Source organism: Methylosinus sp. C49, from assembly GCF_009936375.1.
Lineage (GTDB): Bacteria > Pseudomonadota > Alphaproteobacteria > Rhizobiales > Beijerinckiaceae > Methylosinus.
Genome location: NZ_AP022332.1, coordinates 473,251 through 496,001, shown reverse-complemented (window position 1 = coordinate 496,001; position 22,751 = coordinate 473,251). Strand labels below are relative to the sequence as shown.

21 protein-coding genes and 1 pseudogene are annotated in these 22,751 nt (G+C 67.0%); 7 read left to right on the top strand and 15 right to left on the bottom strand.

What is annotated here, in order from left to right:
- From GYH34_RS02325 to GYH34_RS02310, 4 genes are all read left to right on the top strand, one after another.
- The gene (locus tag GYH34_RS02325) at positions 1-921 is read left to right on the top strand and encodes a metal ABC transporter substrate-binding protein (RefSeq protein WP_161912192.1); all 921 of its coding nucleotides are present in this window, start codon (positions 1-3) and stop codon (positions 919-921) included.
- Positions 922-1,013: 92 nt separating this feature from the next.
- On the top strand, positions 1,014-1,568 hold the full coding sequence (locus GYH34_RS02320) for a DUF3617 family protein (protein WP_161912191.1): 555 nt from the start codon (positions 1,014-1,016) through the stop codon (positions 1,566-1,568).
- A gap of 10 nt (positions 1,569-1,578) precedes the next feature.
- Entirely contained in the window at positions 1,579-2,709 is a 1,131-nt protein-coding gene (locus GYH34_RS02315; RefSeq protein WP_161912190.1) for a GTP-binding protein, read from the top strand.
- A gap of 173 nt (positions 2,710-2,882) precedes the next feature.
- Positions 2,883-3,932, top strand: a complete 1,050-nt coding sequence (locus GYH34_RS02310; RefSeq protein ID WP_161912189.1) for an alpha/beta hydrolase — start codon at positions 2,883-2,885, stop codon at positions 3,930-3,932.
- 12 nt (positions 3,933-3,944) lie between these two features.
- Here the strand turns inward: GYH34_RS02310 and GYH34_RS02305 are convergent, their stop codons facing one another.
- The 3 genes from GYH34_RS02305 to GYH34_RS02295 form a co-directional block, all read right to left on the bottom strand.
- Positions 3,945-5,567: an ABC-F family ATP-binding cassette domain-containing protein gene (locus tag GYH34_RS02305; protein WP_161912188.1), complete on the bottom strand. Its 1,623-nt coding sequence runs from the start codon at positions 5,565-5,567 to the stop codon at positions 3,945-3,947.
- Positions 5,568-5,694: 127 nt separating this feature from the next.
- The gene (locus tag GYH34_RS02300; protein ID WP_161912187.1) at positions 5,695-6,102 is read right to left on the bottom strand and encodes a bacteriohemerythrin; all 408 of its coding nucleotides are present in this window, start codon (positions 6,100-6,102) and stop codon (positions 5,695-5,697) included.
- A gap of 191 nt (positions 6,103-6,293) precedes the next feature.
- Entirely contained in the window at positions 6,294-7,349 is a 1,056-nt protein-coding gene (locus GYH34_RS02295) for a hypothetical protein (RefSeq protein WP_161912186.1), read from the bottom strand.
- A gap of 155 nt (positions 7,350-7,504) precedes the next feature.
- Between GYH34_RS02295 and GYH34_RS02290 the strand changes: the two genes are divergently transcribed.
- Complete coding sequence (locus GYH34_RS02290) at positions 7,505-7,693, top strand: hypothetical protein (RefSeq protein ID WP_161912185.1); 189 nt, start codon at positions 7,505-7,507, stop codon at positions 7,691-7,693.
- A gap of 101 nt (positions 7,694-7,794) precedes the next feature.
- Here the strand turns inward: GYH34_RS02290 and GYH34_RS02285 are convergent, their stop codons facing one another.
- From GYH34_RS02285 to GYH34_RS02270, 4 genes are all read right to left on the bottom strand, one after another.
- Positions 7,795-8,307: a CAP domain-containing protein gene (locus GYH34_RS02285; RefSeq protein WP_161912184.1), complete on the bottom strand. Its 513-nt coding sequence runs from the start codon at positions 8,305-8,307 to the stop codon at positions 7,795-7,797.
- A 50-nt stretch (positions 8,308-8,357) separates the two neighbouring features.
- A complete protein-coding gene (locus tag GYH34_RS02280) occupies positions 8,358-11,015 on the bottom strand; it encodes a DUF3772 domain-containing protein (RefSeq protein ID WP_161912183.1) in 2,658 nt (885 codons plus the stop codon).
- A 61-nt stretch (positions 11,016-11,076) separates the two neighbouring features.
- Complete coding sequence (locus GYH34_RS02275; protein ID WP_161912182.1) at positions 11,077-12,210, bottom strand: lysine-2,3-aminomutase-like protein; 1,134 nt, start codon at positions 12,208-12,210, stop codon at positions 11,077-11,079.
- A gap of 22 nt (positions 12,211-12,232) precedes the next feature.
- Entirely contained in the window at positions 12,233-12,520 is a 288-nt protein-coding gene (locus tag GYH34_RS02270; protein ID WP_161912181.1) for a type II toxin-antitoxin system prevent-host-death family antitoxin, read from the bottom strand.
- Positions 12,521-12,606: 86 nt separating this feature from the next.
- On the opposite strand from GYH34_RS02270, the pseudogene GYH34_RS21865 reads away from it, so the two are divergent.
- Positions 12,607-13,515: pseudogene (locus tag GYH34_RS21865) on the top strand (acyltransferase); the annotation flags it as partial.
- A 62-nt stretch (positions 13,516-13,577) separates the two neighbouring features.
- Here the strand turns inward: GYH34_RS21865 and epmA are convergent.
- Positions 13,578-14,615, bottom strand: a complete 1,038-nt coding sequence (epmA, locus tag GYH34_RS02260; RefSeq protein ID WP_161912179.1) for an EF-P lysine aminoacylase EpmA — start codon at positions 14,613-14,615, stop codon at positions 13,578-13,580.
- A 183-nt stretch (positions 14,616-14,798) separates the two neighbouring features.
- Here epmA and efp point away from each other — a divergent pair, with 183 nt between their 5' ends.
- Positions 14,799-15,368, top strand: coding sequence for an elongation factor P (efp, locus tag GYH34_RS02255; RefSeq protein ID WP_018267484.1), 570 nt, complete (start codon positions 14,799-14,801; stop codon positions 15,366-15,368).
- Positions 15,369-15,532: 164 nt separating this feature from the next.
- Here the strand turns inward: efp and GYH34_RS02250 are convergent, their stop codons facing one another.
- The 7 genes from GYH34_RS02250 to GYH34_RS02220 all read right to left on the bottom strand — a co-directional run bounded on the left by GYH34_RS02250 (position 15,533) and on the right by GYH34_RS02220 (position 22,748).
- Complete coding sequence (locus tag GYH34_RS02250) at positions 15,533-15,937, bottom strand: very short patch repair endonuclease (protein WP_161912178.1); 405 nt, start codon at positions 15,935-15,937, stop codon at positions 15,533-15,535.
- Between the two features lie 5 nt (positions 15,938-15,942).
- On the bottom strand, positions 15,943-17,094 hold the full coding sequence (locus tag GYH34_RS02245; protein ID WP_161912177.1) for a DNA cytosine methyltransferase: 1,152 nt from the start codon (positions 17,092-17,094) through the stop codon (positions 15,943-15,945).
- Between the two features lie 89 nt (positions 17,095-17,183).
- Positions 17,184-17,666 (bottom strand): cytochrome c-type biogenesis protein, encoded by a 483-nt coding sequence (locus tag GYH34_RS02240; RefSeq protein ID WP_174242351.1) that lies wholly within the window; start codon positions 17,664-17,666, stop codon positions 17,184-17,186.
- A gap of 89 nt (positions 17,667-17,755) precedes the next feature.
- Positions 17,756-19,717, bottom strand: coding sequence for a heme lyase CcmF/NrfE family subunit (locus tag GYH34_RS02235; protein ID WP_161912175.1), 1,962 nt, complete (start codon positions 19,715-19,717; stop codon positions 17,756-17,758).
- Positions 19,714-20,160, bottom strand: a complete 447-nt coding sequence (ccmE, locus tag GYH34_RS02230) for a cytochrome c maturation protein CcmE (RefSeq protein WP_161912174.1) — start codon at positions 20,158-20,160, stop codon at positions 19,714-19,716. Before ccmE ends, GYH34_RS02235 begins: the two co-directional genes overlap by 4 nt.
- Position 20,161: 1 nt before the next feature.
- Entirely contained in the window at positions 20,162-21,268 is a 1,107-nt protein-coding gene (gene ccmI, locus GYH34_RS02225; protein ID WP_161912173.1) for a c-type cytochrome biogenesis protein CcmI, read from the bottom strand.
- A 58-nt stretch (positions 21,269-21,326) separates the two neighbouring features.
- Positions 21,327-22,748, bottom strand: a complete 1,422-nt coding sequence (locus tag GYH34_RS02220) for a deoxyribodipyrimidine photo-lyase (RefSeq protein ID WP_161912172.1) — start codon at positions 22,746-22,748, stop codon at positions 21,327-21,329.
- Positions 22,749-22,751 lie beyond the last annotated feature (3 nt).

Here is a 22,751-nt window from a genome sequence, read left to right as displayed (position 1 = left end):
ATGGATTCATCGCGCGCGACGTCCTCGGATTTTCGCCTTTTGTCGCGCCGCGCCGCGCTCGCGACGCTCGCGCTCCTCGCTTCGCCGCTACGCGCCCAGCCTGCTCCGCCGCCGCCGAAGCTGCCGGTCGTCGCGAGCTTTTCCATTCTCGGCGATCTCGTCCGCATCGTCGGCGGCGACCGCATTGAGGTCGCGACCATCGTCGGGCCGAACGGCGACGCCCATGTCTATCAGCCGAGCCCGCAGGACGGGCGCCGCCTTGCCGCGGCCAAGCTCGTTTTCGTCAATGGCCTCGGCTTCGAAGGCTGGATCGACCGGCTCGTCGCCGCCTCCAAGACCAAGGCGCGCATCGTCACCGCGAGCCGCGCCGTCACGCCGCGCAAGGACGGGGAGGGCGTCGACCCGCATGCTTGGCAGGATGTCGCCAATGTCAAAATCTATGTCGCCAACATAAGGGACGCGCTCATCGACGCCGATCCAGACGGCGCTGAGCGCTATAAGGCCAATGCGGCGGAATATCTTCATGCGCTCGGCGGGCTCGACGCCGAGATCGTCGCGGCGATCGACGCCATTCCGCACGCGCGCCGCCGCGTCGTCTCCACCCATGACGCTTTCGGCTATTTCGCGGCGCGCTATGGCGTGGAGTTCATCGCGCCGCAGGGCGTCTCCACCGACGCCGAGGCGAGCGCGCGCGATATCGCCCGCATCGTCGATGCGGTGAAGATGCACAAGGTCGCGGCCGTGTTCCTCGAGAATATCGTCGATCCGCGCTTCGCCAAGCGCATCGCCGCGGAGACGGGGGCCAAGGTCGGCGGCACGCTCTATTCCGACGCGCTCTCTCCGCCGGACGGCCCGGCGCCGAGCTATCTCCGGCTGATGCGCTTCAATGTGAAGCAATTGACCGAGGCGCTCGCGCCCTGAGGCTCGCGCTCGCCCGACGACTTTCGGCCGGATTTTGGTCTATACTCGACGCTGACGCGTCGGCGAACCGCGCGCCGCGGAGCCTTCTTCTCATGCATCGTCCCTTCTTCCCTCTCGGCGCAGCTCTCCCCATCTTCGCTTTGGCCGTCGTCGCGGCCGCGGCGGATGAAATTCCGCGCCGCAAGGCGGGGCTGTGGCGGATCGAGCATGCGCAGGGCGCCGCCGCGCGCGTCGCCGGTCCGATCGAGACATGCGTCGACGAGAAGACCGACGATCTCCTGCGCCAGCGCTTCGGCGCGCAGGAGCAGCAATGCGAGAAGATGAGCTTTCGGCGCGAGGGCGACAAATATCGCATGAGCTCGGTCTGCAAGATCGGCGACCGCGTGGCGACGACGGAGGGAACCTTCACCGGCAGCTTCGACTCCGCCTATCGCGCCGAGCTGCATGTGACCTTCGACCCGCCGCTCTCGACGCGCGCCGCCTCCGACATTGTGATGGAGGCGAAATGGCTCGGTCCCTGCAAGCCGGGGCAGAAGCCCGGCGACGTAGACGCGCCGGCGCTGAAGGCGCTCGGCGGCACGGGCGGAAAGATGAACATGCAGGAGCTCATGAAAATGCGCGATCAGCTCCGCAAAGGCGCGCAATAGGAGCAGCCCCTTGACCGACAAGATTCCCGTCACCGTCCTCACCGGCTATCTCGGCGCCGGCAAGACGACTCTGCTGAACCGCATCCTCACCGAGCAGCACGGGCGGCGCTACGCCGTCATCGTCAATGAGTTCGGCGAGATCGGCATAGACAATGACCTCGTCGTCGGCGCCGACGAAGAAATCTTCGAGATGAACAACGGCTGCATCTGCTGCACCGTGCGCGGCGATCTCATCCGCATCGTCGAAGGTCTGCTGAAGCGCCGCGGCAAGTTCGACGCCATCATCGTCGAGACGACCGGCGTCGCCGATCCCGCGCCGGTCGCGCAGACATTCTTCGTCGATCAGGATGTGAAGGAGGCGGCGCGGCTCGACGCTGTGGTGACGCTCGCCGACGCCAAATTTCTAGTGCAGCGTCTCGCCGATGCGCCAGAGGCGAAGAATCAGATCGCCTTCGCCGACGTCATCGTGCTGAACAAGACCGATCTCGTGACGCGCGAGGAGCTCGCCGAGGTCGAGGGCCGCATTCGCGCCATCAATCCTTATGCGGCTCTGCATCATGCGGTGAAGGCGCAGGTGCCGATCGAGGCGGTGCTGGAGCGCAATGCTTTCGATCTCGATCGCATATTGGAGATAGAGCCGCGCTTCCTCGAGGCGGAGGATCACGATCATCACGATCATGATCACGGCCATCATGAGCATGACCATGACCATGACCATGACCACGAGTGCGGGCCGGATTGCGGCCACGATCATCATCACGAGGACGAGCATCACGACCATCATGCGCATGCGCATCACGACGATCACGGCCATGGGCTGAAGCATTATCATGATGAGGAAATGGGCTCGGTCTCCATCCTCCATGAGGGCGAGCTCGATCCCAATGTCTTCGTACCCTGGCTCAACGAGTTCGTTCAGCGCGAGGGCGCGGATATTCTGCGCTGCAAGGGCATCGTCGCTTTCACCGACGAACCGAAGCGCTTCGTCTTCCAGGGCGTGCATATGATCCTGGACGGCGATCTGCAGCGCGACTGGCGCCCGGACGAGAAGCGCAGCGCGCGCCTCGTCTTCATCGGCCGCAAGCTGAAGGAAGAGACGATCCGCGAGAGCTTCGAGACGGAAGTGCTGCGGCGCAAGTGATCTTTTCGCAATTTTGCGCGCGGCGAGGGCGTCTCGCCGCGCGGTTCCGTCGGCGCCGGCGAGCCATCAGATAGAAACAGTCGTCGCGATCCAGCAAAGAATTAGAAAATCGTTTCGCTCATTCTGGTCCGCTCGAGACGTGGCGCCGCCCGTCTTGCGATCGGGGTGAGAGCTTGAAGGAATCGCTCGCGCATTGCGCTGTGGCGGGATTGCTGCTTGTCGCGCTGCTGCGGCCGACATCGGGAGCCGATCCGGCCCACGCCTCCGCCTATGCTTGGGTTCCCGAAACGATTTCGACGGACGGCAAGCGGCTGCTGGCGAAAATCGGCGGCGATCACGCCATCATCCCCACTCTGCCGGAGCCCGGCGATCATGATGGCTGGGCGCGGCTGCAGGCGGCGGCCGCTGCGGCGCGCGAGGTCGATCTCGCGGCCGTGCGGGCGAAGGGCGTCGCCGTGTCGCGGATCGAGACCGACGGCGTCTCTTATTTCGACATTGCGCCGAACGGGCTCGTCGATGATGGATCGGTTGTCGTCTATCTCCATGGCGGCGCCTTCGTGTTTTTCGACGCGCGCGGCGCGCTCGAGGGAATGGCGAAGCTCGCGCGCGTCTTCGGCCGTCGCATCGTCGTCGTCGATTATCGCCTCGCGCCTGCGGCGAAATGGCCGCAGATCACCGCAGATGTTGTCGCCGTCGTGAAGCATTTGCTCGCCGGCGGCGCGCAAATGCGGCGCATCGCCATGTTCGGCGATTCCGCCGGCGGCAATCTCGCGGTCGCGACGACGCTGAAGATGCGCGACGAAGGCCTCGGCCTGCCGGGCGCAGTGGCGACATGGTCGCTGACGGCGGATTTCCGCAACGCCGCCGACACGCGCGTCACGCTGCGCGACGCCGATCCGATCATGTCCTATGAGCGCCAGATCAAAAACGCCATGCTCGCCTATGCGGACGAAAAGGATTGGGCGCATCCTCATGTGTCGCCGGTCCATGGCGATTTCGCGAAAGGCTTTCCGCCCGCTCTCATTCAGGCGGGCACGCGGGAAATTCTGCTCAGCGATTCGGTGCGGCTGTATCAGGCGATCGAAGCGGCGGGCGGGACCGCCAAGCTCGACGTCTATGAAGGAATGCCGCATGTGTTCCAGGGGCAGATTCCGAACGCGCCGGAATCGCGCCTCGCCGTCGCCAAGATGAAAGCCTTTTTCGACCAGCATCTCGCGCGCTGAGCGAGGCCATGCTCACCCGTGCACGCCCGGCGCCTCGCGCCCGGTGCGGGCGACATATTCCGTATAGCCGCCGCCGAACTTATGCACGCCCTCCGGCGTCACCTCCAGCACGCGATTGGAGAGCGCCGCCAGAAAGCGCCGGTCGTGCGAGACGAACAGCATGGCGCCCTCATAGGCCGCGAGCGCCTCGACCAGCATCTCCTTGGTGCCGAGATCGAGATGGTTCGTCGGCTCGTCCAGCACCAAAAAATTCGGCGGATCAAAGAGCATTTTCGCCATCACCAGCCGCGCCTTCTCGCCGCCGGAGAGCACGCGGCATTTCTTCTCCACATCATCGCCGGAAAAGCCGAAGCAGCCGGCGAGCGTGCGCAGCGCGCCTTGCCCCGCTTGCGGAAATGCGTCCTCCAGCGCCTCGAAGACGCTGTGCTCGCCATTCAGCAGCTCCATGGCGTGCTGCGCGAAATAGCCCATCTTCACATTGGCGCCGAGCGCCGCCGCGCCTTCGTCCGGCTGGGCGGCGCCGGCGATGAGCTTCAATAGCGTGGATTTGCCGGCGCCATTGACGCCCATCACGCACCAGCGCTCCTTGCGCCGCACCTGAAAATCGAGCCCCTCGTAGATGCTGCGCGAGCCATAGCGCTTGGAGACGCGCGAGAGCGTCGCCACCTCCTCGCCGGAGCGCGGCGCCGGCGCGAATTCGAAAGCGACCGATTGGCGCCGGCGCGGCGGCTCGACGCGCTCGATCTTGTCGAGCTTCTTCACGCGGCTCTGCACTTGCGCGGCGTGCGAGGCGCGCGCCTTGAAGCGCTCGATGAATTTGATCTCCTTGGCGAGCATGGCCTGCTGGCGCTCGAATTGCGCCTGCTGCTGCAATTCATTCTGCGCGCGCTGGCGCTCGTAGAATTCATAATCGCCGGAATAGGAGTTGAGCGAGCCGCCGTCGATCTCAATGATCTTGCCGACGATGCGATTCATGAACTCGCGATCATGCGAGGTCATCAGCAGCGCGCCGGGGTAGCCTTTCAAAAATCCCTCGAGCCAGATCAGGCTCTCGATATCGAGATGGTTGCTCGGCTCGTCGAGCAGCATGGCGTCCGGGCGCATCAGCAGAATGCGCGCCAGCGCGACGCGCATCTTCCAGCCGCCGGAGAGCGCGCCGACGTCGCCGTCCATCATGTCCTGGGAAAAGCCGAGACCGGCCAGCACCTCGCGCGCGCGGCCGTCCAGCGCGTAGCCGTCCAGCTCCTCGAAACGCGCCTGCACCTCGCCATAGCGCTCGAGGATCGCGTCGAAATTTTCCGCCGCGTCGGGATCGGCCATGGCGGCCTCGAGCTCGGCCAGCTCGGCGGCGACGGCGCTCACCGGGCCTGCGCCGTCCATCACCTCGGCGACGGCGCTGCGGCCCGCCATCTCGCCGACATCCTGGTTGAAATAGCCGATGGTGACGCCGCGATCGACCGACACCTGGCCCTCATCCGGCCGCTCCTGGCCCGCGATCATGCGGAAGAGCGTCGTCTTGCCGGCGCCATTGGGGCCGACGAGGCCGACCTTCTCGCCGGGCAGCAGCGCCGCCGACGTTTCGATGAAGAGGAGCTGCTGGCCGTTCTGCTTGCTGATGTTCTCGAGGCGTATCATGTCCGCGCGCTTATCGGTGAATTGCGCGGGTCTTATGACATAGCGAGGCGGATTCCCGAAACCGGGCCGGTAGAGGGCGAATTCGTCCTCTCCCCGCGGGCGCGGGGAGAGGAAAAGCGCGCGCGGCTTACGCCACGCCCTTCTCATTGAGGAAGGAGCCGTAGAGCTTGTCGATTTTCGGAATATGGTCGGTCAGCCAGCCGACGAGAAAGGCCGCCGTGTCGGCGGTCACTTCCGCCTCGCCGGCGTGGAACTTCTTCTGCAGATCGAGCGCGGCGGCGACCAGCTTGTCGTGCTCGGCCTTGTGGCCCGGAAAGGCCGGATAGCCATAGGCTTCGAAATTCGCTTCTTCCGAGGCGAAATGCTCGGCCACATAGGCGATGAGCGCGTCGAGATCGCGGCCGACGGCGTCGCGGTCGCCGCTCGCGACCGAATCGCCGAGAACATTCAGCAGACGGAAAATTTCCTGATGCTCTATGTCATGCTTGGAGACGTTGGTGGCGAATTGCTCCGGCGTCCAGGTGATGAGCGACATGCCCTTTCCTCCATCGAATGATTGGTTCGATCGAGGCGCGCCGCGACCGAACGAAGAGTCGCGTAAAGGGCGCGTCGCCGCGCGTCGTTGACGAGCGTCAATAAAGGACGAATCGCCGCTGCGGCATGATGAGGCCTTAGGGGCGCGCCAGACGAAAGCCAGCCTTTAGAGGCTCGTATCTCGGGCGGCTGTCACGCCTGCGCTTTGACGGCGTCTTTCCTCTGCTTGCGCCTGCGCTTCTGCTCCAAGACGCCGGGGCGCGCGGAGGCGGCGGCGGCGCGCTCCTTCTCCTGGCGCAACGAGCCGGTCATGGCGGCGACGAGCCTCTGCGCGGCGCGCGGCGGCGTCGAGCGCATCAGCGCGATGAGAGAGCGTATGCGCTCCACATCCGGCGCGGCGCGCTCGGCGCCGAGGAAAATGCGGATCGCCGTGTCCTCGCATACGCCGAGCGCGAGCAGGGCGAGCGCCAGCGCCTCTCCGCTTTTGTCCATGAGAATAGCGCGCGCGCGCGACTTGCGGCAGTCGAGCGCCTCCGCCAGCGCCTCGGCCAGCCCCTCGAAATCGCGGGCGACCGCGCAGGCGTCGATCTCCTCGGCCAGCGCCGGCGCCGGGCGCGCGACATATTCCGGCCCATTGGAGACGAGAGCCTGCGTCGCCGCCTCCAGCAATATGCGCGAGCGCTCGCCGGAATCGGCGGCGAGGAACAGCGCTTCCGGGTCCACCGCGAGATCGGCGCGGTCCAGCAATATGCGGGCGAGCCGCAGATCGTCGCGCGCGGCCTGCAGCAGCGAGCGCCGCGCCGCCTGATCGAGATGCAGGCGCCGATTGGCGGCGAGGGCGCAGAGCACCTCGCTCTCGCCGCGCGAGGCGAGGCCGGCGACGATCTTGCGCTCGAGCGAGGAGCGGCGCGCGATGGCGACGGCGAGCTCCGCGGAGCCATGCTCGGCGAGCGCGCGCACGAGGCCGGCGTGAATGACCGGCGCATATTCTATGGCGATGCGCGAGACGCGCCCGCCTTTGTCCAGCAGCCGCGAGACGATTCCGCGCGGCGTGTCCGGATGGCGGCACAATTCCAAAGCCCGCTCGGCGACCACATCGGCGTCGAGCACATCGATGAAGCCTCCGACGAGCGTCTCGAACTGGTCGATATCGGCCGCCGGATGCAGCGGACGCGCGACGAACTGGTCGACGATCTCGCGGAACAGAGCCGCCTCGGCCTTCCGATTTTCGCTTTCGCCTCGTGGCATATACGCACCAATCGCAAACTTAATACACGAACGGCGAATTTAGCGCGTGGACATTGACGCAACATTAACCCTCGGCGTCCCCTAATCGCCGTATCGACCGATCGCGCGATTTGCGCGGTTCATTGCGGGGGCCGGTTCATTGCGGGGGCGATGAAATGGGCGAGCTCATAGCCTTCTCCTCGCGCGCGAGGTCGGCGGCCGTCGCGCCGCCCATCGTCGGCGAGGCGCAAATTCTTTTCTTTCTGGGCGTGCGCTATGTGCGGCCGGAGGATACGGCGACCAAAACGCCGGGCGGCGGCGGCAAAGCGTCGAGCGGCGGCCGCAAGCGCAAGCGCCGGGCCTGAACCTTTAGAGCGTCATCCAATCGGATCGGACGACGCTCTCAATTCTCTTTTGGAAGCGAATTCTGATCGATCGAACGATTCCGTTCGATCGGAAAGCGCTTCTAGTCGGCGAGAATCAAAGCCCAATAGACCTTGTATTTCGCATTGGGCGCATAGGCGGTCGCAATGCCCATGCGCTTTGCTTTCTTCATCAGCAAATTCTTATTGTGCGGCGGCGACTGCCGCCATCCCGAGAACGCCTCGGCGAGCGTGTGATAGCCGGCCGAGACATTCTCCGCGGCGCTGACGCTGCGCATTCCGCGCGCGGTGAGGCGCATGTCCAGCGTTCCGCGCACCTCATGGCTCAGCGAATTGGCGGAGGCCATGGCGCTCGCCTGCGCCTGCGCGGCCTCTTGCAGCGCGGGGTCCAGCGCCAGCGCCGAGAGCCCATTGTTGCTGCGATAGAGCGAGATCATGTCCCGCGCCGCCTCGGCGTCCACGCGCGCGTTCGGCGCGGCGAGCGAGCGATAGAAGCTCGGCTGCTCGGGCTCTTTCGGCAGGCGGGGCTCGCTCGTGCAGGCGGCGAGCGCGAGAAGCGCCGCGGCTGGCGCGAGGAAGCGAAGGGAAGGAGACATGCGCTTTCGTCTGTGAACGAGATGAAGCGGAACGCGCGCGCCTTCTACACTCATTCGCCGGCGACAGCATAGTCCCGCTCGCGTCCGCTCTCCAGCACGCGCGGCGCGGGCGCGAAAGGCTCCAGCCCCATCACCTGCACCACCGCCGGCGCCGGCGCGGGGGCGGAAATCTTCACGCCCGCCTCGGCGAAGCGGCGGTAGATGTCGAAATGCAGATCGCTCTTCACCCGTGTCGCCTGCTCGACATCCTCGACATAGCACCAGAGCTCGAAACGGAAGGCGCTCTGCTCCATGGAGAGGAACATCACTTGCGGCGCTGGAATGCGCAGCAGCCCGTCCTGCGCCTTGGCGGCGGCGAGCAGCAGCTCGCGGATCTGCTCGGGGTCGACGCCCGAATGCGGGGCGATGGCGATCTTGATGCGGCCGATGCGGTCGTTGCGCAACCAATTCTTCACCACGCCGGAAACGAGATTGGAATTGGGCACGATCATCGTCGCGCGATCGAAGGTCTCGATCTCGGTGGAGCGCACATTGATGCGCTTCACATAGCCCTGCTCATCGCCGAGCACGACCCAGTCGCCGACGCGGATCGCCCGCTCCCACAGCAGGATCAGGCCGGAGACGAAATTATTGACGATCGACTGCAGGCCGAAGCCGATGCCGACCGACAGCGCGCCGGCGACGATGGCGAGGCGCTCGAGGCTGAGGCCGAGCTCGGCCAGCGCCACGGAGACGGCCAGAATGAATCCGGCATAGCCGAGGCTGGCGCCGATGGAGTGGCGCAGGCCCATGTCGAGCCGCGTCAGCGGCAGCAGGCGCTGGTCGAGCCAGCGGCGCAGCGCCTTGGTCGCCCCATAGGTGAGGGCGAAGAGGGCGAGCGCCGTCGCCATGCCGGCGGGCGAGATGGTGACTTCGCCGATCTTGAAGCCGGCGAAAGCGGTCTGGAGATTGCCCAGGAAATCGCCGGACTGAAAACCATAAGGGACCAGTGCGACGAAGAGCGCGAAGCCGTAGAGCGCCAGCGTCGCGACGCCGGTCGAGAGCACGGCGAGCTGGCAGAGCGATTCGCTGCGCACGCCGAAGCCGGAGACGAGCGTGCGTCCGAGCGTCGTCTCCGGCTGGAAGAGATGTTGAAGGCCGGTCTCGACAAAGGCGAGCAGCAGATAGAGCGCCGTGCCGACGGCCGCGAGCCAGGCGAGCTGCAGCACCAGGAAATTGGCGAAAGCCACATAGCCCGCCGCTAGCGCGCCCGTGATGACGACGATCTCCACCCAGGCGAGCAGGCGCAGCGCATAGATGCGGTCGCGTCCGTCGAGATCGGCGCCGGGGTCGTCGTCGCATGTCTCATGGCGCGTCGCCACGGTGACGATGAGAAAGACGATGGCGATGAACAAGGCGCCGCCGCCGCGCGTCAGCACGATGACCGGAAGGCTCGCCTGCACGAATTCGGCGATCTGCTCCAGAACGCGCGTCGCCGCGGCGACGAAGCCGATGAGAACCGCGAGATAGAGCAGCCGCAGCGAGAGCCGGTTGCCCAAGCCGACGAGCCGCCATTGTGGCAGGCCCGGCGCCAGCAGCCCGCGCGCCAGCCCATAGGAAACGGCGACGAAAGTCACCGATTCGGACAGGCGTCGGCCGAGCGGCGCGAGAACGGCGTCCTCGAGCTGAAAGGCGTCGAGCGCCAGAGCGATGGCCGCGACGATGACGATCGGCAGCGCCGCCGTCACAATGGTCGTCGTCACCGCCGCCGTGGCCTTGTGGAACTGGTCCGGCGCCGCGACCGTGGCCTCGCGCTTGGCCAAGCGGCGGGCGAACAAGGTCGCCGGGACGGCGAGCAGCAGCACGAAAAATATCGTCGCCAGAAAGCTCTCGAGCTGCCCGTTGCGAAGCCGCGTCGAGACGGTCTCTGCGCGCTGCTCCAGCAGCAGGCCGAAGATTTTGGCGTCATAGGGCAGCTCTTGCAGAGCGGCGCTCCACAGCGCCGGCGAGAACAGACCGCTCGTGCGCAGGAACAGGGTCTTGGCGAAGAGCGCCCGCTGCCGCGCGCGGATCGTCAGAGCAGTCTGCCGCGTCTCGATCGACAGCGCCCGCGCGCGCTTCAGCGTCGCGTCCACTTCCTCATAGAGCTTTTTCTGCTCGTTGAATTCGGCGTTGACGCTCGCCGTCGCCAGCGAGCCGCTATCGACCGCCGGAGCGGGGGCAGGCGCGGGCGCGGGGACGACCGTGGGCGACGAGCGCGTCTCGGCCGAGGCTTTGGCGATGACCGCTCTGCCATTGCCGGGCGCGCGCGCGCCTTTGCCGGGGGCGGGCTCCTCCTTCTTGGGCGGCGCCTCGGCCGGCGCGGCAGGCGGCGCGGCGACGGGCGCCTCCTTCGGCTCGCCCGCGGGCTTGGCCGGGCCGGACAGCTCGTCGAGCCGCGCCTGCAGGGCGGCGAGGCGCGGCGTCAGCCGGTCGATCACATCCTGCAGCTCGGCCGGCAGCGCGTCGACGCGATCACGCAGGCTCTTGAGCGTGGCGTCATTGAGCGAGGGATCGGCGAGGGCTGTCTCCACTTCCTCGAGCGTCGCGCGCGCGGCGTCGAGCCGCGTGTTGAACTGCTCGAGCGTGGAAGAGGGCTCCGCGGCGACGGCGGCGCCGGCGAAGAAGAGGACGAGGCAGAGGGCGAGAAAACGGCGCAAGGCGAAGCTTTCGTTGGTGAGACGAGCCATATACGCGCAATGAGACGAACAATTTGCCAATCTTGCGGCGATGCCGATGGCGACGCGCCTTCTATTGGCCGCGATCTCCCGGCGGATAGGGCCTTCGCTCCCCGGCGCGGTCGCGGACGAGCCAGCTGCCGTCCGCGTCGCGCTCGAGATGGGATTGCTGAAGCGGAACCTTACCGTAGCCGCCCGGAATGTCGAGAACGTAAGAGGGAAGCGCGACGCCCGAGACCCGGCGCGCCAGCTCCGCATAGAGCGCCCGCCCGCGCTCCAGCGGGAGGCGGAAATGGCCGGTGCCCGGCGCGAGATCGGGGTGGTGCAGGTAGTAGGGCTTGATCTGCGCCTTCACCAGAGCCCGCATCAGCTGCTCGAGCGTGTCGGCGGAATCGTTGACGCCGGCGAGCAGAACGGTCTGCGCCAGAGTCGAAATCCCCGTCCTTTGAATGTCGGCGACCGCCTCGCGCGCCGCGGCGGACAGCTCGCGGGCGTGATTGACGTGCAGCACCATATAGACGGCCTTGCCGCTCGCCTTCAGCGCCGTCAGCCGCTCCTGCGTGACAAGGCGCGGCGCGGCGGTCGGCGCGCGCGTGTGGATGCGCAGAACGGCGACATGCGGAATGGCGGCGAGCTTTTCGGCCACCATGCGCAGCCGCCGGGCCGAGAGCGCCAGTGGATCGCCGCCGGTCAGAATGACCTCGAAAATCTGCGGCCGCTCGGCGACATAGGCGAGCGCCTTGTCCACGGACTCGCCGGAGAGCATGGCGCCCTTGCCGAGACCCACCGTCTCGCGGCGAAAGCAGAAGCGGCAATAGACCGGGCAGACCGAGAGCAGCTTCAGCAGCACGCGATCTGGATAGCGATGCACCAGCCCTTCCACCGGGCTGAAGGCGTCGTCGCCGATCGGATCGTCTCGCTCCTCCGGGCGCGTCTCCAGCTCGCGCAGGTCGGGCAGAAATTGCCTCGCGATCGGGTCGGCGGGGTCGGCGCTGTCGATCAGCGCGGCGATTTCTGGCGTCACGGCGACGCTATAGCGCGCCTCGACGGACGCCAGCGCCGCCGCTCGCGCCGGCTCCACCAGGCCGGCGGCGGCGAGATCGGCCACGGAGGTCACGGTCGCGGCGCGCGGCGCGCCGGAGCCCTGGGGCTCCAGTATCGTCTCGTCGCCCCGCTCCTGGCGATAACGGGCGCTGTCCTCGGTCATCGGGCCGCTTATACGGCCGAATTCACGCGTGGCAACGGGACTTTCGGCGGCGTGACGCGCTCAATTTCGCGAGCGCGAGCCGAAGAGCCGCTCGATCTCCGGCGCCCATGCGATCGAAATCGTCGGGCGTCTGAAAATGGCCGGCCATGAAGCCGAGCCGTTCGACCCGGCCAGACGGTGTCGCCGCGAACGCCGAGACCTCGACGAGGGGCTCGCCGTCTTTTGCAATGACGAAGGATTCTCCGCGAGCCGCCTCGTCGACGAGCTTTGACAGTCGTCGCTTCGCTTCGCGGATATCGATGATGCGCATGGCGGCGATGCTATCCCGGGCGGTTCGCCGTGACGAGGGATATTCGCTTATAGTGCCGCAGCACGTCCCCTCGCTCTCGAGCCCCTATGCCCGTCACCACCCAAAGCGCGCCATGGGAGATTCTGGCGCTGCTGCGCTTCTTCCTCGCCTTCGTGGTCCTCTCCGGGCATTTGAGCTGGTATCCGGCGGCCTCCGGCGGCTTTGTCGAGACATTCGACGATTTCGGCGGCAAGGCCGCGGTGCTCGGCTTTCTGCTGATGTCCGGCTTTTCCATCGCCGCCTCGCTGGAGCGCGACGAAAAAGGCTTCTATCTGAGGCGCTTGCTGCGCATCTATCCGCTCTATCTCGGGGCGGTGGCGCTGTCGCTGCTGGTCGAGGCCGCCACGAACGGCCATGTCCAGATCGGCGGCTTCTCGATCGAGGGCGAGAAATATTCGGCCGCGCTCGGCAATCTGTTCTTCTTGCAGGCCTTTTTCGTGCGGCCTCTGCAATTCGACGGGCCGCTGTGGTCGCTGGCGATAGAGGTCTTCTATTATCTGCTCGCGCCTTTCTTTCGGCGCATGGAGCAAAAGCGCCTGCTCGCGCTGATGGCTCTGTCTCTCTGCTGCTTTCTGCTGCCGCGCGGCGCCGATTTCGGCCTCGCCTATCGGGCGCTGCTCAAAACCAATGCGCTGGATTATCTCTGGTGCTGGCTGCTCGGCTTTCTTTTGTGGCGGGAGCGGTCCGTCGCGACGCTCGGCTTCGCCGTCCTCGGCGCGACGGCGGTGCGCTTCGGGCCGATGACGCCGGAGCCCTTGGCCATAATCACCTTTCTCGCGCCACTCGCTGCGCTTCTCCTTCGCGGCAGAATCGCTTTTCCGCAGCGGCTGCGCGGGGCGGCGGCCTATCTCGGAGCGTTCTCCTACCCGCTCTATCTCTTCCATTTTCCGGCGATGATCATGGGCTATGCGATCTTCGGCCTTCGCGCGCCGGAGGCGCTGCTGGCCCTCGCGCTGGCGACGGCGCTGCTCGCATTCCACGCCATCGATCGCCGCCTCATGCGCGAAAGGCGCGGCGGCTACGTCCCCTTTTCCGCCACCGGCGTCCACAAGACCTGCTCGATGCGCTCCGCCCCGCTGGCCAGCATGACCAGCCGATCGAAGCCGAGCGCAATTCCGCTCGCCGGCGGCATATGGGCGAGCGCTTCGAGAAAATCCTCATCCACCGGATAGCGGTCGCCATAGATGCGGGCGCGCTTTTCCATCTGCTCCTCGAAACGGCGGCGCTGCTCGGCGGGGTCGGTCAGCTCGCCGAAGCCATTGGCGAGCTCCACCCCGCAGGCGAAAAGCTCGAAACGCTCGGCGAAACGCGGGTCGTCGGCCTTGGGCCGGGCCAGCGCCGCCTCGCTCGCGGGATAGTCGCAGAGCAGCGTCGCGCGCGTCCGGCCGAGCTGCGGCTCCACTTTCTGGGAGAGAATCTTGCTGAAGAGGTCGGACCAATCATCGTCCTCGGCGACGCGTATCCCGTCCAGCGCGGCGGCGCGGGCGAGGTCGTCGCGGTCGCCGAGCAGAGCGGCGAGGTCCATGCCGGCGTAGCGGTCGAAGGCTTCGCGGCAGGAGATCGCCTCCGGCTCCTCATAAGGATCGACGCTCGCGCCTTTGTAGGCGAATCGCTCGACGCCCAGCGCCTCGGCCGCGGCGGCGAGCAGGCCGGCGCAATCCTCCATCAGCCGCTCCGGCGGCTCATTCGCCCTATACCATTCCAGCATTGTGAATTCGGGATGGTGGAAGGCGCTGCGCTCGCGGTTGCGGAACACGCGGGCGAAGGTGAAGATGCGCTCCTCCCCCGCCGCCAGCAGCTTTTTGCAGGAAAATTCCGGCGACGTATGGAGATAGAGCCGGCTCGCCGCGCCCGCGTCCGAGACGAGATCGACGCCGAAAGCGCTGATATGGGTCTCATTGCCGGGCGAGAGCTGAAGGGCCGCCGTCTCCACCTCGGCGAAGCCTTGGGTGGAGAAAAACTGCCGCAGGGCGGCGGCGATCCGCGCGCGAGCCTTGAGAAATGGCTTGCGATCGGCGTAAACATCCCTGGCCCACCAGGGCGACACTCGCGTCATTCGTCGAGCCATAGGGTTCGAGGGCGGCGGCCGGGTCCCGCGCGAGAGGCGCGGACGAGCCTTTTTCGAGCGATCTGATCGCTCCAATGCGAATCGGACCCTTTTTTGATCCGACCGGATCAGAAAAGGGTCCGAGCCGTTCATAGACCGGCCGAACGCGGCCAGCAATCGAGGATAAACAACGTGAAAGTCATCGCCAGCTCGATCCGCAAGGGCAATATCATCGAGAAGGAGGACGGCCATCTCTATGTCGTTCTGAAGGCCGAGAGCTTCTTCCCCGGCAAGGGCACGCCCACGACGCAGATCGACATGCGCCGCCTCGCCGACGGGGTGAAGGTCGCCGACCGCTACAAGACCACCGAGCAGGTCGAGCGCGCCTTCGTCGAGGATCAGGACTTCAGCTATCTCTTCGGCGATGACGATGGCTACACCTTCATGAACACCGCGACCTATGATCAGGTCATCGTGCCCAAGGACGTCATCGGCGATCAGGCGCAATGGCTGCAGGAGGGCATGGTCTGCATTCTGTCGCTGTTCAACGGAACCGCGGTGGCGATCCAGCTCCCGGCCCGCGTGACGCTCGAGATCACCGAGACCGAGCCGGCGATGAAGGGCCAGACGGCCTCCTCTTCCTACAAGCCCGCCATCGCCTCCAACGGCGCCCGCGTGATGGTGCCGCCGCATATTCAGGCCGGCACGCGCATCGTCATCCAGACGGAAGACGGCTCCTACGTCGAGCGCGCGAAGGATTGATGAAAGGCCCCCTCCCTCACCCTCCCCCGCTTCGCGGGAGAGGGGGGCGGCAATGTTTCGCGAAGCCTCGATGAAGCGCCGAATCTGCCCCCTCTCCCGCAAAGCGGGGGAGGGCCGGGGAGGGGGCTCGAGCGCCTTTCACTTTCGGCGTCGGCCCGCCTCCGCTACTCGCTCAAAAACGCCCGCAGCCGCGCCTCCAGCGCCGCACGATCCTTCAGCTCGCATTCCCACACGATGAGCGCGCGCCAGCCGAGGCTCGCGAGCTTTTCCTGATGCGCAATGTCGCGCGCGCGATTGCGCGCGATCTTGGCGCGCCAATAATCGGCGTTGGTTTTCGGCGTTCGCGCGCCGCGCGCGCAATCATGTCCGTGCCAGAAGCAGCCATGCACGAATATGGCGCGCTTTCTCCCCACATAGGCGATGTCCGGCTTGCCCGGCACATCCTCGCGATGCAGCCGATAATGCGGCGCGAAGCCGCGCAGCAGCGCGCGCACTTGCTTTTCGGGAGAAGTGTCGCGCGATTTCACCGCGCGCATGATGGCGGAGCGTTTGGCGGGGTCTTCCGCCATCGCCGTCAGGCGGCGGCTCTCGAGCGGCCGCGCAGCGCAATGAGCAGCGGCTCGAGAATATGCGCGGCGAGATGGCGCGCCACGGGCGCGACGACGCCGTCGCCGGTGAGGTGATAGGCCTCATTGTAATTGCGCGGCAGGATATAGTCTTCGGGCAGGCCCATCAGCCGCGCCGTCTCGCGCGCCGAGATCAATCGCGAGCGCATGCCGCCCTTCTCGACGATCAGCACGATCTGTCGGCTGGAGCCGCCGGCGGGCGTGCGCAGGCAGCCGGCGAGATCGTCGAAGCGCGCCTCGGCGCGCTGAATCTTCACCCCATCGGCGCCATAGCGCGTGCGGCGATAGAGCGTTCCCACCATGCGTCGTCCGGCGCGTTTCGCCGCTTCCACCTTGGCGCGATTGAGATCGCTCATCTTGGCGAGCAGCGCTTGCGTCTCCTCGCGATCATGCCAGGCGACGCCTTCCGGCCGATCGTCGATAAGATCGGCGAGGCGCGTGTTGCGCACGGCGGGCGCGGCGAGGCGCCACCAAATCCACTTCTCGCGCAATGCGCGCGGCAGACGCTCCTGCGCCGTGAGCAGCGCGCGCGTGTGCCAGAGCGGCGAAGGCTCCGTCGTCGCCAGCGCGGCGGGAACTGTGAAGTCGCCATGCAGCGCGACGATGAACAAGCGGGGCCGCGATTGCGGCACGAACAGCGCCGCGTCTATGACCAGCGCGCCGAACCGATAGCCCTCGCCGGCGAGCGCGCCGCAGAGCGCCTCGAAATCCTTCCCTCCATGCGATGTCAGCGCGCCGCAGACATTCTCCAGCACCAGCATTGGCGGATGCCGTCCTTCCTTGCGCAGCGCTTTGACGATCTCGAAAAAGGGCCAGAAGGTCCCGGAGCGCTCGCCATTCAGCCCGGCGCCGGCGCCGGCGAGCGAGAGGTCCTGACAGGGGAAGGAGGCCCAGACGAGATCGGCTCTACCGGGCAGATCGGCGGTCGTCACCTTGCGCACATCGCCGGGGAAGAGTTCCTCGCCGCCCCAATTGGCGCGATAGCTCTCGCATTTCTTCAGGTCGAAATCATTGGCGAAGAGGCATCGCCAGCCGTCGCCGAGCCCGGCGCGCGCCATGCCGCCGCCGGCGAAGAATTCGTAATAGCTCGGCTTTTCCATGCGGCGAGTCTAGCGCGATTCGAGAGGCGGCGACATTCCCCCTCCCCAGCCCTCCCCCGCTTCGCAGGAGAGGGGGCGGACTCGGCCCTTCAGGAAGGGTTTGCGGAACTCTCGTCGCTTCCCTCTCCCGCGCGAGCGGGGGAGGGTGAGAGAGGGGGCTCGACGCCCAGCGCCTGCAATTGCGCGCGCTCTTCCGCGGTGAGGGCCGCGGCGGCGGCGCGGCGATTGCGGCGCGTGGCCGCGAAGATCGCCCAGACGCCGCCGATCAGCGCCAGCGCCGGAGCGGCCCAGAGCAGTAGGGTCTCCCGCTTCACGGGTGGGCGCAGCAGCACGAAATCGCCATAGCGCGCCACGACATAATCGCGCACATCGGCGTCGCTCGCGCCGTCCTTCAGCCGCTCGCGCACGATGACGCGCAGGTCCTTGGCGAGCGGCGCGTCGGAATCGTCGATCGATTGATTCTGGCAGACGAGGCAGCGCAATTCGCTGGCGATGGCGCGCGCGCGCGCCTCGAGCTTGGGATCGGCGAGCTTTTCGGAAGGCTCCACAGCGAGGGCGGGAGACAGGAGCATGGCGCCGAGCGCGAGTGACAAAAGAAAGAGCGCTCCCCTCTCCCACGAGTGGGAGAAGGATCGCTCCCATAGATTCCGCGACATCTGCATCACTCCGCCGCCTGTGGCTGCGCAGCCGTGCGGGCGCGGCTGGCGACGCCGATGCGCAGGCGCCGATCGGCCAGCGACAATCCGCCGCCGAGCGCCATCACCACGGCGCCGAGCCAGATCAGCAGCACCAGCGGCTTGTAATAGAGCCGCGCATCCAGCGTGCCGTCCTCATGCTGCTCGCCGAGCGCCGCATAGACCTGGCCGAGGCCGAGCGTGACGATGCCCGCCTCCGTGCGCGCCATGCGCCGCGCCTGATAGAAGCGCTTCGCCGGCTCTATATGCGCGATCGTCTCGCCGCCCTTGCGCAGCGCCATCACGGCGTAGGTTTCCGCATAATTGGGGCCGGCGCGGGAGGCGATGTCCTCGATCGTGACTTGATAGGGGCCGACCTCTTGGGCGACGCCGGGCTTCATGGCGACGATCTGCTCGACGCCCCAGCCGGTCGCGGCGAGGCCGAGCAGCGACAGGCCCATTCCCGCATGGGCGATCGACGTTCCCCAGGCCGAGAGCGGCAGGCCCTTCAATCGCGCCAAGACATTCCCTTGCGCCGCGCGCTGGGCAATGTCGGTGAAGGCGCCGATGACGAGATAGACGGCGAGGCCGGCGCTCACAATGGAGAGAACCGGCGCGCCATAGAACGCGCCGAAAGCCGCCAGCGCGACGACGCCCGCCGCAAAAGCCGCGCGCAGACGCTGCAGCGCGGCGGCGAGATCGCCGCGCTTCCAGGCGAGCATTTGGCCGATCGGCATCAGCAGCACGAGCGGCAGAGCGATCGGGATCAGCACCGTATCGAAGAAAGGCGCGCCGACGGAAATCTTGTCGCCGGTCAGCGCCTCCAGAGCCAGCGGATAGAGCGTGCCGATGACGACCGTCGCGCAGGCGACGGTCAGCAGCAGATTATTGACGACCAGCGCGCCCTCGCGCGAGATCGGCGCGAAGAGGCCGCCCGTCGGCAGAGCGCTCGCGCGAAAGGCGAAGAGCGCCAAAGCGCCGCCGATGAAGGCGACGAGTATGGCGAGAATGAACACGCCGCGCTGCGGATCGCTGGCGAAGGCGTGCACCGAGGTGAGCACGCCGGAGCGCACGAGGAATGTGCCGAGCAGCGACAGCGAGAAGGCGAGAATGGAGAGGAAGATCGTCCAGACTTTCAGCGCCTCGCGCTTTTCCATCACCGCCGCGCAATGCAGCAGCGCCGTGCCGGCGAGCCAGGGCATGAGCGAGGCGTTCTCGACCGGATCCCAGAACCAGAAGCCGCCCCAGCCCAAAGTGTAATAGGCCCAGTAAGAGCCCATCGCTATGCCGAGCGTCAGGAAGATCCAGGCGGCGAGCGTCCACGGCCGCACGAAGCGCGCCCAGGCGGCGTCTATGCGTCCGCCGATCAGCGCCGCAGCGGCGAAGGAGAAGACGATCGAGAAGCCGACATAGCCGAGATAGAGCAGCGGCGGATGAATGGCGAGGCCAGGGTCCTGCAGAATGGGGTTGAGGTCGCGCCCCTGCCAGGGCGGATCGGCGACGCGCGCGAAGGGATTGGAGGTCAGCAGGATGAAGGCGAGAAAGGCCGCGCCCATCAATCCCTGCACGGCGAGCGTGTCGGCGCGCAGCAAATCCGGCATGGCGCGCGAGAGCAATGCGATGGCCGCGCCGCAGGAGGAGAGCACCAGCACCCACAGCAGCATGGAGCCTTCGTGATTTCCCCACACGCCGGAGATTTTATAGATCATCGGCTTCAAGGAGTGGGAATTCTCGATCACATTGACGAGCGAGAAATCCGAGACGACATGCGCATAGGTCAGCGCGCCATAGGCCGTGGCGACGAGGAGAAATTGCGCTACCGCCACAGGGCGCGCGACGCGCATCAGCGCGACATCGCGCAGCCGCGCGCCGACGAAGGGGAGAATGGCCTGCGCCAGCGCGAGAGCCAGCGCCAGAACGAGCGCGAAATGGCCGGTCTCGACGATCATTTCTTCGTCCCTTCGCCCTGCCATACGCCTTGCTTCTTCAACGCGTCGGCGACGTCGCGCGGCATGTAGCGCTCGTCGTGCTTGGCCAGCACGCTGTCGGCGCGAAAGGCGCCGTCGGCGCCGAGCGCGCCATCGACGACGACGCCCTGTCCCTCGCGGAACAGGTCCGGCAGCAGGCCCTTATAGGTCACGCCGAGATCTGCGGTTCTGTCGGTCACTGTGAAGGCGACGTTGCGATCGTCGCCGCGCTGCACCGAGCCTTCCTTCACCAGCCCGCCGATGCGCAGCCTGGTCCCCGGCGCGACATGCTTTTGCGCGAGCTCTGCGGGCGAATAGAAGAACACGATATTGTCGCGCAGCGCGAACAGCACCAGCCCGACGGCGATAGCGAGAACCACGAGCGCGCCGGAGATGAGCGCGAGCCTCTTGCCCTTGCGAGTCATGTCAACCTCCAACGCCCAATTCGCGCGCCAGCGCATCGACGCGGGCGAGCCCGTCCTTGTCCTGCGCGAGCGCCTTATGGGCGCCGTCGAGCGCGGTCTTGGCCTTTTCCGTCTCGGCCAGCACGCTATAGGCGCGGATGAGCCGCAGCCAGCCCTCGACATCGGCGCCGTCCTGCTCGAGCTTGCCGCGCAGCCGCTCCACCATCGTGCGGATGGCGTCCATTCGCTGCGCCTCGGGCATTGCGGCGATCTTCGCGCCTTCCTCGCTCGCCGGCGCGGATTCGGGCGCAGGCGCGCCGCGCAATTGCGCGAGCAGCGCCTCCACGCGCGGACGCCAGGGGGCGTCGGCCGGGCCGTCGGAGAGGAGCTTCGTCCAGATGTCCTCGGCCTTCTCGCGCGCGCCGGTCTGCGCCGCCTCGAGGCCCTTGTAGAAGCGCGCCATGGCGGATTGCGGATCGAGCGCGAGCGCCGCCTCGAACTCGCGCATGGCCTGCGGCGTCACGCGGCCTTCTGAGGCCAGCACGCGCGCTTCGCCGAGCGCATTGTGGCGATGCGGCGTCGGCCCCAGCAGGCGCAGCGCCTTCTCATAGGCGGCGGCGGCGTCCGCCGGGCGGCCGTTGCGGAGATAGAAGGGCGCGATCACCTCATAGCCGCGCCCATCTTCGGGATGCTCGGCGAGATGCGCCTCGATGCGCGCCACGGCGCTCGCTATGTCGGTATGGCCGGGCTTGGCCTCCAGCCGCGCCTCGAGCGATGCGTCCGGCAGATCGGGACGGCCGAGCTTGCCATAGAGCAGCAGCGTGACAGCGGGGATCAGAATGATCGCGCTCGCCGCCGCCACTATGGCGTTGCGGCGGGAGGAGGCGGCGGCGTCAGAGCTCGCGCCGCGGGCGCGCAGCAGGCGGCGTGCGGCCTCGGTCCGCGCGGTCTCGGCGTCGGCGGCGGAAAGGCGCCCCTCGGCGCTCTCGCGCTCGATCTCGGCGATCTGCTCCTCGAAAAAGGCGATGTCGGGGGCGGCGGCGTCGGCGGCGTCGCTCTTGCGGGCGAGCGGCCATAGCACGCTCATGACTGCGGCGCCGGTCAGGAGAGCGAAGAGAAGCCAGATCATGGCCCGGCTGTTTAGAGGGAATCCGACTAAGAGGGAAGGGAGATAGAATTTCCGCGCGTCACCGCGAGCGCAGCGTCGCGAAAGCCTCGAGCGCGCGCCGGCGCGCGGCGGCGTGATCGACGATGGGGCGCGGATAGGTCTCGCCGAGCGTGACGCCGGCCTCGCGCAGAATGCGCTCCGGCGCGGCCCAGGGCTTGTGGATATATTTCGCGCCGAGCTGCGCCAGCTCCGGGACGAAGCGGCGCACAAAGGCGCCGTCGGGATCGAATTTCTCGCCCTGCAGCACGGGATTGAAGATACGGAAATAGGGCGCGGCGTCGGCGCCGCAGCCGGCGACCCATTGCCAATTGCCGGAATTATCGGCGAGATCGGCGTCGACAAGCGTGTCCCAGAACCAAAGCTCGCCCTCCCGCCAGGGCAGCAGGAGATGCTTCACCAGAAAGGAGGCGGCCACCATGCGCAGCCGATTATGCATGAAGCCGGTGCGCCACAGCTGGCGCATGGCGGCGTCGACCAGCGGATAGCCGGTCTCGCCCTTTTTCCAGGCTGCGAGCGCGCCTGCGTCATTCGCCCAGGGGAAATGCGCGAAGGATTTATCGAGCGGCGCCTCCGGCATATCGGGATGGGCGGCGAGCAGATGGCGCCAAAATTCCCGCCAGCCGAGCTCGCGCAGAAAGGCGAGGCGGCCCTCCTGCGGAGCGGCGACAGTCGCGCTCCAAATCTGCGATGGCGTGATTTCGCCCCAATGGAGATGCGGCGAGAGGCGCGAGGCGCCGTCCCGCGCCGGAAAATCCCGCAGCAGAGCATAGGCTCCTATGCCGTCGCGCAGAAAATCGGCGAGGCGCCGCTGCGCGCCGGCCTCGCCCGGCCGCCAGCTCTCGCGCAGGCCTTCCGCCCAATCCGGCGCCTTCGGCTGCAGCCGCCAATCGTCGAGCCGATCGCTCGCGGGGGCGGGCGCAGCGTGGAGCTTCTTTGGCGCGGGCAGAGGCGGCGCCGGCTGCAGAAGCCCGGCGAGCGCGCGCCAGAAGGCCGAGAAGACGCGGAAGGGCTTCCCTTGCGCATTGCAGACCGAGCCCGGCTCGGCGAGCAGCGCGCCGGGGAAGCTTTGCGCCGTGACGCCATTCTTGCGCAGCTGCGCCTCCAGCCGCGCGTCGCGATCTGTCGCCCAGGGCTCATAAATGCGGCCCCAATAGACGGCGGCGGCGCCGGTCTCCGCGACGAGGCGCAAGAGCTCCGCCTGCGCGTCGCCGCGCCGCAGCGTCAGCGGCGCGCCGCGCTTCTCGAGATCGCGCGAGAGGGCGGCGAGGCTCTCGCGCAGCCACCAGCGCGAGGCGCCGCCGAGCCGCCATTCGTCGCCTTCTTCCTCATCGAGAATGAAGGCGGGGATCAGCGGCGCGCCGGAGGCGATGGCGGCGCTCAGGGCGCAATTGTCGGCGAGCCGAAGATCGCGCCGAAACCAGACTATGGCCGGCGCGCTCAACGC